We start from the raw sequence: 12,864 nt of genomic DNA, 5'->3' as shown, positions 1-12,864 counted from the left end.
GCATCAGCTGGAACATTGAAAACACATGGGCTATCGAAAATTCATCCGTCAGGGAAGCGGGCTGCATCCACACGGCTCAGGGATTGGAGTTCGACTATGTTGGCGTCATCATTGGTGATGACATGCGATTTGAAGATGGTGAAATCATTACAGATTTCACAAAACGAGCAAAGACAGACCAATCGTTAAGGGGCATTAAGGGATTTGCAAAGGAAGATCTAGCTAGAGCCCATGAATTGGCAGACCCGATTATTCGAAATACGTACCGAACACTTATGACGCGTGGGCAGAAGGGGTGTTTTGTGTTTTGTACGGATACTGCTTTGCAGAAGTATTTAGCGGAGCGGTTGGAGAGAGTTATGTTGTATCGGAAAGAGCGGGAGAACATGTTGTATTTGGTGGATGGGAAAGAAGTGTATGAAGAGTAATAAAAATTTAATGCCATGCTTTCGGAGAGAAATAGGAAAGTTGTTGAGGCTGATACAAAACTGTTGGATAAGGTTTTTGAGGAACAGTTCAATGAGTGAACAAATCTCTAAGATTGTTGATGAATAGAATGGTAATTATTAGTTTGATTGTCGGGCAGCTGAGACGGTCGTTGAACTTCATTCAGCAGTGAAACTTGGAGGGAAGCCGACCCTCATACCATGCTGGAAAAGATCAAGCATGGCGACTTTTATGGAAATATCGCCAAGAACTTTTACGATAGTCTTCTTCTATACTGGGCTCTATGGGCAGGATCTAGAACGTTGTATAAAGTACTTTTTGCTAATAGAAGCTCCATTGATTGATAAGAATATGCGACAGCAGCTTACGCTGAAAATAGGAAGGCAGCTGCCGAATGGTATTCAGCGTGAGGAACTTGGCAAGCGTATGATTTCTTATTTTTTTACTGTAGTTAATTTAGTGAAGTGGAAAGAAGTTGTGCCAGAGATTGTGAATCAAAGAGTAGAGGCTAGAAACTAGAGGTGACCACCATGACAACCCCCATCCACGTCGTAGCATCAATTATCCACAACAGTGAGGGCCAAATCCTCTGCGCCCGCCGCTCACTCCAAATGCCTCTCCCTGGCTATTGGGAGTTCCCAGGCGGAAAGGTGGAGCCTGGAGAATCGCCGCAAGATGCGGTAATCCGGGAAATCCAAGAGGAACTAGCTTGCACGATTCAAGTAGGTGCGTTTGTGGAAGATACCATCCATTCGTACGAAACGTTCACAATCCGGCTAGTAACGTACTTTGCACAAATCCTAGCGGGCGCGCCAGCTGCACAAGAACACAGCGAGCTTAGGTGGGTCCCCTGGCAAAAGCTTCGGTCGCTGGATTGGGCGCCAGCTGATGTGCCGGCTGTAGAAAGGGTGATTGAGATATGCGAGAAGGGTTATATGAACAACTAATCAACGCGCAAGTAAAGGCCGATTTGCTAGGGTTATCTGATCTCGAGTTTGCTGTAGAGACTGGGAAGGTAGATGAAGTGGAAGCTCCTGCTTTGCTATCAAGTTATATTTCGTCTGTCACTAAGCTGGCTTTGTCGCATATCCGTGAAGGAAAGGATCGGGACGAGGCGTTGCTTCGCCAGGTGCAGGCTTGTAATGAGATGATCGATGTCTTGCAGCGGTCTTTAGATGATGAAATGCTTGGTGCGTTTAAGATTGATGAGCGGGCTGAAATGCTGCTGTCGCTGTATAAGACGCTTAATACAGCAAGGACATTATCTGCGCAAAAGGCGCTTCGGCCGGTGACGCCGTTATCGCAGAGTTCGTTGTTTACGGGTTCACACGTGGAGCCGAATATGCTGGAGGAGTTAAAGAAAGAGATTCAGACGTCAGATGAAATTGAGTGGCTTGTGTCGTTTGTGAAGTGGTCTGGTTTAAGGATTATCTTAGAAGATTTGAAGCAATTCACTGAACGTGGTGGACGTCTGCGGGTAATTACGACATCTTATATGGAAGCGACCGATTTGAAAGCGCTTCAGGCGTTGAGTCAGCTATCGAATACTGAAGTGCGTGTATCGCTTGATAAAGAGCGAACCCGGCTGCATGCGAAGGCGTACTTGTTTAAACGATATACAGGGTTTAGTACAGCGTACATAGGATCGTCTAATCTCTCAAATCCAGCGTTGACGTCGGGGCTCGAGTGGAATTTGAAGGTAACGGAGCAAGATTCGTTTGATATTATTCGGAAGTTTGAGGCTACGTTTGAGAGTTACTGGAATGATGAGGAGTTTAAACGCTTGTTGCCGGAAGATGAGACCAATTGGCAGCTCGTTCGCCGGTCGCTACAGAAAGAACGCGTTGCGGAAGAGAGTGAAGCGTACTTCTTAGACATCCGTCCGTATCATTACCAGCAGGAGATTTTGGATGAGCTAGAAGTAGAGCGGACGGTACATGGCCATATGCGGAACTTGGTCGTGGCTGCGACGGGTGTTGGGAAAACCGTGATTTCGGCGTTTGACTTTAAGCGGTTTCTTGCGAAGACGCCCCATGCGAAGCTCTTATTTATTGCCCATCGGGAAGAGATCTTACAGCAAAGCATGCATACGTTTCGTGCGATTTTGAAAGATGCGAACTTTGGTGAGCTGTTCGTAGGAAAGCATGAACCGACTCGTTTGGATCAGTTGTTTATGAGCATTCAGAGCTGGAATAGCCGAAAGATGATAGAGAAGACGACGGCAGATTTCTACGATTTTATTATCGTCGATGAATTTCATCATGCGACGGCTCCGAGTTATCGTGCGTTGTTAGGGTATTACAAGCCGACTGCTTTGGTTGGTCTCACCGCAACACCAGAGCGGATGGATAACGAAAATATTTTGGAGTACTTTGATGACCGGATTGCGTCTGAAATGCGACTGACGGAGGCAATTGACCGAAAGTTGCTTAGTCCGTTTCATTATTTCTGTGTGACGGACAATGTCGATCTTTCCGCGATCAAGTGGACACGCAAGGGCTATGATGTTGAGGAGCTTTCCAATGTCTATACGGCGAATGATCGTCGGAGTGATTTGATCATACAAAGCATCCGGAAGTATGTGACGTCAATGGAAGAGGTCAAAGCTCTCGGTTTTTGTGTGTCTGTTGAGCATGCGCTTTACATGGCTCGGTATTTTAACCAGAAGGGGATTCCTTCGATGGCGCTGCATGGGGGTTCGCCAGATGAGGAACGGCGTGCAGCGAAGCGGAAATTAGAGACGGGTGAGATTCGTTTTGTGTTTGTGGTGGACTTGTATAACGAAGGGGTCGATATTCCGGCGGTCAACACGATTTTATTCTTACGTCCGACGGAAAGTCTGACCGTCTTCTTGCAGCAGCTCGGGAGGGGATTGCGGTTAGCGGACGGCAAGGAGTGCTTAACCGTTCTCGACTTTGTCGGACAAGCGCATGCAGACTATCCGTTTGAGCAAAAGTTCCGAGCACTCGTTGGCCGAACGAAGCACTCCATCCGGCATTATGTGGAGAATGGATTTTATCAGTTGCCGAAAGGCTCTGCGATTATACTGGAGCGGCAGGCAAAGGAGTACATACTTCGCAATGTGAAGGAAGCGAAGACAACGAAAGCGCACCTTGTGAGCCAGTTGCGTTATTTCGAGGAGGACACGGAGGAGGCTCTGACCTTAGCAAACTTCTTGCGTTATCATCATCTGATGCTTGCTGAGTTTTATGGGAAAGGCAAAAAACGTACGTTCTCTCGGCTGAAAGTAGAAGCTGGCGTGATGGAGGACTTTACGAGTGAGTACGAGGAGATTGTGGAGAAGCGAATCCATGCGTTGTTCCACCTGGATTCAGCGGATTTACTGCGGTTCTTAATTGACTACGTACGAACCGGCGAAATCTGTGGGGAAGAGCAGCAGCTGATGGTCGGGATGTTGTATTACTCCTTCTTCGGGAAGCCGCCTGGAGAGCTGGGGTTTGCCAGTATGGACGATGGGATGCAGCGGTTGCTTGCTAGTGACGCTTTGAAGGAAGAAATTCTTGAAGTGCTAGGTGTTTGTCTCGCAAATCTCAAAACGGTCGAAAAGCCATCGCCGTTTGAGTATGTATCACCGCTACGCGTGCATGCAGAATATACGTCCGACCAAGTACTTGCGGCGTTCGGCTACTTCAATGAAACGGCGAAGCCGGCGTTTCGGGAAGGGGTCAAGTACTTGGAGGACAAGCAAACAGACATCTTTTTCATCACGTTGAACAAGACAGACAAGGACTTTTCCCCATCCACGCAATACAAGGACTATGCAATGGGTACGCATTTGTTCCACTGGCAGTCACAGAACCGCACATCGGTGACGAGTCCGACGGGACAGCGGTATATTCATCAGCGGGAGAACGGAACGACGATTGCGCTGTTTGTCCGTGAGTACCGGCAGCAGGATGGCTTCACCGGACCCTTCACGTTTTTCGGCACGGCGGAGTATGTGCGCCATGAGGGGAACCAGCCGATTAGTTTTGTGTGGCGGCTGGATGAGGAGATGCCGGCGCGGATGATTGGTGGGAGTTTGAGTGTTGTGTGAGTGATTTAGACGTTAGCTAAACAGAGTGAGCAGCAAGTTCCTCTTGTCTCTCTCAAGCATGTAAAAGACCGTTGGATGGGCCATGCTCGCTACAATCCGGGAATATGCTTTCAATCTTCTATTGGGGACTCCGCTACTTCCCTAAATTCGAACTTAATCCGGGTCAATTTCTTCCTGATTGAACTTCGTTATTGTAAAACCCTGTAAATCCGTAATTGGGTGTGAAAACTGGAGTAAGGAATGCCATGAAACAGAATGGAATGAAAGCTGCTGGACTCACTCCGAGGGTTGGAGCCGCAAAGATAGAATTTACTCCAAGGAAATAATGGCGCACTTTGCTTAGCGGTATCTTAAACAAATATAGAAATCGTTTATTGACCTTCCAACCTAAATTTGTTACAATTCATCTATTATTTTTTAAAAAAGAATAGAGATACCTTGTATAATTTCAAGAATACGGCTTGAAAGTTTCTACCAGCTACCATAAATGGCTCGTCTACAAGGAATGTAAATGCAATTTTATATTCCTTTTTGTAGAAAAAACTTTGTCCTAACTAAGGCCAAAGTTTTTTTATATTCTAGGGCATACTAGTATGAACTGGCTGAAACAGTATCCTTGAAACCATGACCATTCATTCTCTAGCAAATAGGAGATTACATCATGAGAAACTTTTTTAAATTTGCTGAACGGAATACTTCCTATAAGCAGGAAACCCTCGCAGGCGTGACAACCTTCCTGTCCATCGCATACATATTAGTCGTCAATCCACTGATCCTCAGCCAAGCTGGGATGGATAGTGGGGCGGTATTTACTGCAACCGCTCTTACTGCGATTATCGGCACACTCCTTATTGGGTTGCTAGCTAACTTCCCGATCGGAATTGCACCAAGTATGGGTTTGAATTCATTTTTCGCTTTTTCGGTCTGTATTGGAATGGGCATACAATGGGAAGTCGCATTAACCGGTGTTTTTATTGCAGGAATTATCTTTATGATTTTAAGTTTATTGAAAATCCGGGAGAAGATTATTAATATCGTTCCCTTGAATTTAAAATATGCTATCGCTGCTGGAATTGGATTCTTCATTACATTTCTTGGATTGAAAAATGGAGGGCTTATTATTTCCAATCCTGATACATTTGTTTCGATTGGAAACTTAACATCACCTACGACCCTACTCGCCATTTTTGGCTTGGTCATTACGATTGTAATGTTGGTACGTGGAATAAATGGAGGGATTTTTTATGGAATGATCATTACCACGATTATTGGAATGATTGTTGGATTAATAAACGCTCCTTCAAAAATCATCGGAAGTATACCAAGCTTGGAACCAACATTTGGCGTTGTGTTTTCCCATTTGGATCAGGTGTTCACCCCTGAATTACTGGCAGTAATTTTCACTTTTTTACTCGTTGCCTTTTTTGATACGGCGGGTGCTTTAATTGCCCTAGCCAGTCAAGCGGGCATGATGAAAGGGAATACTGTGCCGAATATCGGAAGAGCATTGCTTGCTGATTCTACAGCTAGCGCAGTTGGAGCGATCCTCGGAACATCCACGCCTGCAACGAGTGTTGAATCTTCTGCTGGCATTGCAGTCGGCGGCAGGACAGGCTTTACGTCTGTCGTTATTGCTGCTTGCTTTACGATTGCTTTATTCTTTTCACCGATTTTATCCGTTATTACATTGGAAGTAACAGCCCCTGCGTTAATCATTGTAGGCGCATTAATGGCAATGGAAATAAGAAAAATAGAGTGGAGTAAGCTGGAAATTGTGATTCCTTCCTTTTTCACCATCATCATGATGCCCCTCACTTCTAGTGTGGCAATCGGTCTCGCATTTGGGTTTATACTATATCCACTTTGTTTCGTAGCACAAAAGCGGTATAAAGAAATTCATCCAATTATGTATGTGATTTGTTTGTTATTTATCCTATACTTTGCGTTTATCGTGTAGCTTTGAGTACCAGGTTCTCATTAATAGAACCTGGTACCTTTTTTAAGAAAGAATTTTAAGTTCTGATAGTGCCTGCTGCAAGGTTCCTTTTGTAATTTGCTCACTAAAGTCCAATCCCAGGCTTACAGCAGTCTGAGCCACTTCAGGCCTAACGCCTGTTAGGATCATTTTAACTCCTAACAATTTTAAGGTAGAGCTCAAATTAAAGATATGATGTGCCACCATTGTATCGACAATCGCTACTCCAGACAAATCGAGTATTAAGTACGATAATTTTAATCTCCCTACTTCTTTCGTCGTATTCTCCATCAACAATAACGCCCGTTCCGTATCAATATCTCCAATTAAAGGCAGTATGGCGATATCATTAGAAATCGAAACAATCGGAACAGATAGTTCAATAAATGCTTTTCTTGCATTATCGAGATTGACTGTGTAGAAGTTAACAAAGGTCAAGCTAAAGCAGTAAACAGCATAATCAAGTAAGGGATCTATGATTTTAGATGCTGCTAACAATGTTTTCACTGACATATCATGAGCTATGACCATGTTTTCAATTACTTCATTGATATAAGTTCGATAAAGCGTCGTATCTTTCAAAGCTTCATCTAATGGTACGCCAAGTTTGAATACATACTCGGATGTTTCATTCGCCCATTCTTCTATCAGCTCATAGGCCATTTCTCTCTTTTCTGGTATCGCCAAGAATTCTCCAAAGAGATTTACAAAGTTTACTCTCAGCCTTATTATTTCTTCTTCAATATGTGAAGGGATTAATTGTCTTTGCTCCTCCGGAAGCTCTGATAATCGCACCTCATGAATTTTGCGTGCAATCGTAAACTTTTCTTCTTGTAGAGTTTTTCCGAGTAGCCCCAATTCATTTATCATAAGCTCCTACCCTTCAATATAATTATATAGTTTGCCTTATTTTATTGTATTCAAAGAATTTCTGCAAACTAACAGTAGTATAAAGCATTAATACCTCACACGAAATTCTTCTCCTAATTGTGCTAATGATTTATCATCTTGAAGTGATTTACGTGTTAATGTGTGACTGCTATTTCGCAAATTTAAGTGCATTCAGACAAATAGATTGATTCCTTTCTTTTGTAAAGGTAAGGTGAGAAATAAAGCATAGGAGAGGTTACGATGAAGTATATGAAATTGAATAATGGCATTGAAATTCCAATCGTCGGCTGTGGTACAAATACGTATGGTAAAGAGGGGAACCAATATTCAGGTGCCTTAAGGGGAGATACGCAGGAAGTCGACTGGGCCATTGAAAACGGCTACCGTCATTTTGATTCTGCTCAATTATATTTAAATGAAGAAGTCGTTGGGAATGGGATAAAGAAATCCTCCTTGCCACGTGAAGATTTCTTTATCACATCCAAGCTGAATACATTTGACGGTTTCCATGGAGCGGACTGGGCCCATGCGGAAATTGAAAAAAGCTTAGAGAAATTACAAACTGACTATATTGATTTGTTCCTGATCCATAAACCATGGGATAACGATGCTGAGATGGTGGAGGCATGGACTATTTTAGAAGACTACTATAACCGTGGTGTGTTCAAGTCAATTGGTGTTTCTAACTTTGAAAAAGAACATCTAGATTTACTTCTTGAAAACGGCACCATCAAACCAGCCGTCAATCAAATTAAATCGCAAGTCGGACATTGGAATGAAGAATTAATTGCTTATAATAAAAATAATGATATTGCAACTGTGGCATGGTCTCCATTATGCGGTATTAATGAAAATGCTAAGCAAGTTCTAGAAGAAGTCGGGAACCAATACGGAAAGACATACGCACAAGTAGTTTTACGGTATCAAATTGAACGTGATGTGATCGTCATTCCTAAGTCTCATAATAAAGAGCGCCAAGCGCAAAGCATAAATGTATTTGATTTTGAACTAACTGCAAGTGATCATCACCGCATTGCCCAAGTATGATTTTCAGATGGTTGCGTTAGGAACCGATAGAAAAAAATCCTAGTAGATGATGGGATCCATTTTTAAAAATTATGATTTCAAATTTAGTTCAGCAGCGCAATTTTGCCTGTGACGCAATGAATTCTGCATCCAATGACGCGCAGATGCTTCTAACAAAGCCTGCGTTTTATATCCGTCAGCAAAACAAAAAAGGGTAGGAATCATATTGATTTCAACCCTTTTTTCTTCATTCTGATAAGACCAGGATTCTGGCCTTTTTACTACGTTTTCGGCAAAACAATTTTTCTGTACATTGAGACGGTAATCAGGTAATAAAGCACATAGATCGCCAAAAATAGTAGGATGGATACCCACAATTTATAGTACGGGTCAATTAGGATGAACGAGAACAGGTTCATCCCGACGAGAACATGAACGATTCCTAAAATGCCAGGAAATAAAAAGACAATACCCAATTCTTTCGCTACGGAAGCGGATAGTGTTCTATGTGTAACTCCGATTTTCCGAAGGCTCTCATACCGATGGATATCTTGGTGCGCGCCCGATAAAATCTTGAACATCAGTATGCTGGCCATCATCATCAGGAAGGCTGTTCCCAGGAAGAAACCCATGAAAAAGGTGCCGCTGGCAGTGCCGAGATACTCTTGGTACATTGAATACTTAGAACTGTAATAGTAGTTGTCTTCCCCGAACTCCTCATATCTCTTTTGTTGAATTTGGTCGATTTCCGCCCAAGTGTTTTTGTGCTTCTTGAATTCGTCTGTCTTGCCGAGGTACATGGAATGTGTGGTGAGCGGAAGGCGATCGAATTCACTCTTTGGTACAATCTTTGTCAGAAGGAAAACGCTTGGCGAAATCGTAGATATAGCTGATTCCCACTCATCCGTAAGAGTCTGTTGCCCCCAGTCGTTCAATTCCAAGTCTGCTTTTTCATCCATCTTTTTAGGATGAACCAACGTATAATCTATCTCGCTTCTTATCAACGGCGGGTCGTTGTTCAGTTCGGTTGCTGAAAAATAGATGTGATTGTTATCCAGTTTGAAACGGTAGGTGGTTTCGTCTGTGAACGGAATGACTGCCAGCAGGTCTTTCTCCTCCTGTGACATGTCGTACACTTTGACATCATACACGTTCATTTCCTCCGTAAACGGATTGGCGTTGTTCAGAAACGCGAATCCCCCTGAAATGGCGCCAGCAGATAAGGCGATGAGCATGGCGACAGTAGCGAGGATTCGCTTCAGTTCATTCATTCGGAAATGTAGCTGGGCAAAGGTGAACGTATGTAACCCTTTCAGATAAAAGAACTTGGATTTTTTTAATCGTTGCACGACGACCGGGAAAAAGGAAGAGAACAGTAAATACGTAGCCAGTGTTGTCGCCACGGTCGCAGTCAATAAACCGAATTCGCGGAGCTGCTCCATAAAGACAAGAGCGGTATAACCTACAGTGAGCGATAGAATACCGAAAGCGGTGGTGAACGTATTCCATCTTTATGATGGTGCTTCCTCCGTCTGAACATTTGCATGAACTAGTTCGAGAATAGGTGTTTTCGATAACTTCCGGCTGTTCCAGAGAGAAGTAACAAGAAATGCCAGAGAAAAATAGACGACGGTCACTAGAAACGCTGGCAGCGAAATCGGATGGAAGCCCACCAACTCGATGTCCAGTTGCTTGGTGATACCGAGTGATACTAGATAGGACAACACCAATCCTGACAAGATGCCGATCAAGATGCTGCTGACGGCAATGATGGTAGTTTCATAGTAAGCTACCTGTTTGATTTGCTTGCGCTTAATGCCCAGTAATAGATAGGTACCGAACTCGCGTTTCCTCAGAGTAAGCAAAAATGAATGCGCATATAAGATGTAAAAGAACGTGATAATGGACAAGAGGGCGGTGCCGACCCAAAAGACCAATTGGATGGAGTTGATCACCGAATTGTTTGTGATGAAGTCACGGTTGGTCGAGAGGCTCAGGAACATGTAGAAAACGGATACGGAACAGATGAGCCCTGAAAATAGAATGAGGTAGTCTTTGGATTTCCCCTTCATGCCTGTCCTGGCTAATTTTATGATCATGACGATGTCTACCTCCCGAGTTCCGAAACGACGTCAACGATTTCATCGTAGAAACGTTCACGTGTTTGGGTCCGCTTCAACTCTCTGATAATGTTTCCATCCTGAATGAAAAACAGGCGGCTGCAATAACTGGCGCTTTTTGCATCGTGAGTCACCATTGCAATGGAGACCTGTTCTTCCTCATTCAAGGTTGAAAGAGTTTCCAGCAGGGTTGTCGCATTTTTGGAATCAAGGGCGCCAGTTGGCTCGTCACCGAGGACAAGGGCCGGTCTGTGGATCAACGCTCTCGCAATGGCGGTTCGCTGTTTTTGACCACCAGATATTTCAGAAGGGAATTTGTCAAGAACGCCTTCTATACTAAGTGTGGCGGCGAGTTTAGTGACACGTTCCTTAATTACACCAGGAGGATGACCGTGGAGGGACAAAGGAAGCGAGATATTCTCGAACACCGTCATGTTTTCCAATAGGTTGAAGTCCTGAAAGATAAAACCGAGCCTTTTTGAGCGGAATTCGGACAATTGGTCTTCGTTCATGGCGGAGAGGACGATGCCGTCAATTGATATAGTACCGCTTGTTGCCTGATCCAATGTCGATAGGATATTCAAGAGAGTGGTCTTGCCTGAACCTGAGGGACCCATGATTCCAACAAATTCACCTTCTCGTATTGAAAAGGAAATATCCTGCAATGCGGTATAGTGGTTGCTCTTCTTGCTCCCGTACACTTTTTTAAGTCGGGAAGCGGTTAATATAGTTTTCATGTAACGTCCTCCTCTTAATTTGCTGAGCTTTTTAAGTGTAGCAATTAGTTATTTCGAAAAAGTGGGGGGAAGTATGAAGAATTCCTTAAGATTCTCCAACTAAGCAGAGCGCAGGTACCGAATACTTCATCGCTGGCAAGCACTATGGTTAGCTATTCTACGGAAGTCGACAGGTAGTTTCATTTCCCGGGAAATACCGATAACTTCCGCGAGTAATGATAATAAAAAGTGAAAAGGTTGGTTTGCGTTTGTCGAAGTATGAATAGACAGCGATTGAAACGTAAGATTACAAGGTAAAGTCGGCGTGTTTCAAAACACGGAAAATGCCGATCAACATGCTGAGCTGATCGGCATTTTGCTTTATATTTTTGTGGTCGAACGCCAAGCCCAGTGCTTAGCCATTTTCGACTTTGAACTGACTGCGGGTGATCGTGATCGTATTGCTGCTTTATAATCGATTCCGTTTGCATTGAACCATCCCTTAAGCCGTTGCTGCTGTGAGGATGGTTTTTAGATTGGCTTCATCTTTTCTCTAGGAGCTCTTACAATCAATTTTTGTCATCTTTCGTCATGTCTCATGAACTGAATAAGTTGTAGAGCCAGATAAGGCCTGTGTCATACAGGCTGTGCAGCATAACCACTTTTCAATAGATAGACGGTTTCACCATTTCGGCGGGATTCGTCAGTAGATTGCTGGATGGTGACTTGAAATCACATATTCCTTTACGTTTTCATCCCTTTAACCTTTCATAAAAAAATGCCTGGTACAGCAGCTTCCCTATTGCCGCAGTACCAGGCACCCGATTCAACCCCTGTAGGTTAGAGCCAATCCTTTTAAAAAGTTTCTAGCGTATCGATCGAGGCACGGTTTGTAATTCTTGTGCCCTTCTTTTCTCAACACAGCGCTTAGTTCGCCTTTTGAGATGCTGACTCCTGCCTTCTCTAAAATAGCAAGCATATCCTCACTTGTTAACGCGAGTGCTATCTTCACTTTCTTGAGCAGGATATTATTAACAGATTCATTCGTGACGGCAGCACTTGCCGGATTCGGAGGTTGTTGTCCTGGTTTAGGCTCTTGTTTTCCTCTTTTATAGACAATCAACCCATTTAAAAATGAATCGAGCATTCGATTCGTACATGGCAGCTGCAATACATCTTCAGCTTCGTCATTTGATTTTGTTAGCAATAGGCGGATATCCTCTTTTGTCACTTCACTGCCACCCAGCTTAAAAATGTCTACCATTTCAGTGTCCGTAAAATTCAACGCATAGCGTAATCGAATCAATCTATCATTATTATTCATTTATAGTCCTCCTGTGTAGAATCTGTATCTGCAAATTAACTTCGTCTAACGTACCGTCATTTTCTGTGTGGCTTGTATGGATTGAATCAAGTTCAGCCTAATAATATCACACTCCATCCTTCCAGGCATGCGTTCCATTCATAAGGAGTGGATTTAATGGACGGCCTTCCTCAATAAGTGCTCATTTACAATTCTCGAAGTCTGTCTGGAGTTCCGCTTTTCAAATTCAAAAAAACAGTTTGAAACTTTTTCCGGAAATCGGCGTCTGTACGCTGATTAGATACTCGCGTGACATCATAGGAGGAAGT

Annotated in this window: 12 protein-coding genes and 1 riboswitch; of the genes, 7 read left to right on the top strand and 5 right to left on the bottom strand. The window is 43.6% G+C overall.

Annotated elements, in window-relative coordinates:
- The 5 genes from NCCP2222_RS13015 to NCCP2222_RS12995 all read left to right on the top strand — a co-directional run.
- Nucleotides 1–428, top strand: a 428-nt coding sequence (locus NCCP2222_RS13015) for a DNA/RNA helicase domain-containing protein (RefSeq protein WP_248512780.1), incomplete at its 5' end; no start/stop codon positions are given.
- Nucleotides 429–666: 238 nt separating this feature from the next.
- Entirely contained in the window at nucleotides 667–966 is a 300-nt protein-coding gene (locus tag NCCP2222_RS13010) for a hypothetical protein (protein WP_248512779.1), read from the top strand.
- Between the two features lie 11 nt (nucleotides 967–977).
- On the top strand, nucleotides 978–1,394 hold the full coding sequence (locus NCCP2222_RS13005) for a (deoxy)nucleoside triphosphate pyrophosphohydrolase (RefSeq protein WP_248512778.1): 417 nt from the start codon (nucleotides 978–980) through the stop codon (nucleotides 1,392–1,394).
- Nucleotides 1,367–4,504 (top strand): DEAD/DEAH box helicase, encoded by a 3,138-nt coding sequence (locus NCCP2222_RS13000; RefSeq protein ID WP_248512777.1) that lies wholly within the window; start codon nucleotides 1,367–1,369, stop codon nucleotides 4,502–4,504. The genes NCCP2222_RS13005 and NCCP2222_RS13000 overlap by 28 nt, the downstream gene beginning before the upstream one ends.
- Nucleotides 4,505–4,922: 418 nt before the next feature.
- A riboswitch (purine riboswitch) is annotated at nucleotides 4,923–5,023 on the top strand.
- A gap of 142 nt (nucleotides 5,024–5,165) precedes the next feature.
- Complete coding sequence (locus NCCP2222_RS12995; protein ID WP_248512776.1) at nucleotides 5,166–6,461, top strand: NCS2 family permease; 1,296 nt, start codon at nucleotides 5,166–5,168, stop codon at nucleotides 6,459–6,461.
- A gap of 42 nt (nucleotides 6,462–6,503) precedes the next feature.
- On the opposite strand, the gene NCCP2222_RS12990 is transcribed toward NCCP2222_RS12995, so the two are convergent.
- Nucleotides 6,504–7,349: an STAS domain-containing protein gene (locus NCCP2222_RS12990; RefSeq protein WP_248512775.1), complete on the bottom strand. Its 846-nt coding sequence runs from the start codon at nucleotides 7,347–7,349 to the stop codon at nucleotides 6,504–6,506.
- A gap of 261 nt (nucleotides 7,350–7,610) precedes the next feature.
- Here NCCP2222_RS12990 and NCCP2222_RS12985 point away from each other — a divergent pair, with 261 nt between their 5' ends.
- Entirely contained in the window at nucleotides 7,611–8,417 is an 807-nt protein-coding gene (locus NCCP2222_RS12985; protein ID WP_248512774.1) for an aldo/keto reductase family protein, read from the top strand.
- A 260-nt stretch (nucleotides 8,418–8,677) separates the two neighbouring features.
- Here the strand turns inward: NCCP2222_RS12985 and NCCP2222_RS12980 are convergent, their stop codons facing one another.
- The 3 genes from NCCP2222_RS12980 to NCCP2222_RS12970 all read right to left on the bottom strand — a co-directional run bounded on the left by NCCP2222_RS12980 (nucleotide 8,678) and on the right by NCCP2222_RS12970 (nucleotide 11,253).
- On the bottom strand, nucleotides 8,678–9,838 hold the full coding sequence (locus NCCP2222_RS12980; protein WP_248512773.1) for an ABC transporter permease: 1,161 nt from the start codon (nucleotides 9,836–9,838) through the stop codon (nucleotides 8,678–8,680).
- A 69-nt stretch (nucleotides 9,839–9,907) separates the two neighbouring features.
- Nucleotides 9,908–10,495, bottom strand: coding sequence for an FtsX-like permease family protein (locus NCCP2222_RS12975; RefSeq protein ID WP_248512772.1), 588 nt, complete (start codon nucleotides 10,493–10,495; stop codon nucleotides 9,908–9,910).
- Between the two features lie 8 nt (nucleotides 10,496–10,503).
- Nucleotides 10,504–11,253: an ABC transporter ATP-binding protein gene (locus NCCP2222_RS12970; RefSeq protein ID WP_248512771.1), complete on the bottom strand. Its 750-nt coding sequence runs from the start codon at nucleotides 11,251–11,253 to the stop codon at nucleotides 10,504–10,506.
- A 304-nt stretch (nucleotides 11,254–11,557) separates the two neighbouring features.
- Between NCCP2222_RS12970 and NCCP2222_RS12965 the strand changes: the two genes are divergently transcribed.
- Complete coding sequence (locus tag NCCP2222_RS12965; protein ID WP_248512770.1) at nucleotides 11,558–11,707, top strand: hypothetical protein; 150 nt, start codon at nucleotides 11,558–11,560, stop codon at nucleotides 11,705–11,707.
- Between the two features lie 351 nt (nucleotides 11,708–12,058).
- On the opposite strand, the gene NCCP2222_RS12960 is transcribed toward NCCP2222_RS12965, so the two are convergent.
- A complete protein-coding gene (locus NCCP2222_RS12960; protein ID WP_248512769.1) occupies nucleotides 12,059–12,556 on the bottom strand; it encodes a YehS family protein in 498 nt (165 codons plus the stop codon).
- Nucleotides 12,557–12,864 lie beyond the last annotated feature (308 nt).

This window comes from Sporosarcina sp. NCCP-2222 (assembly GCF_023168145.1).
Classification (GTDB): Bacteria; Bacillota; Bacilli; order Bacillales_A; family Planococcaceae; genus Sporosarcina.
This window is presented reverse-complemented; position numbering and strand designations above follow the sequence as displayed.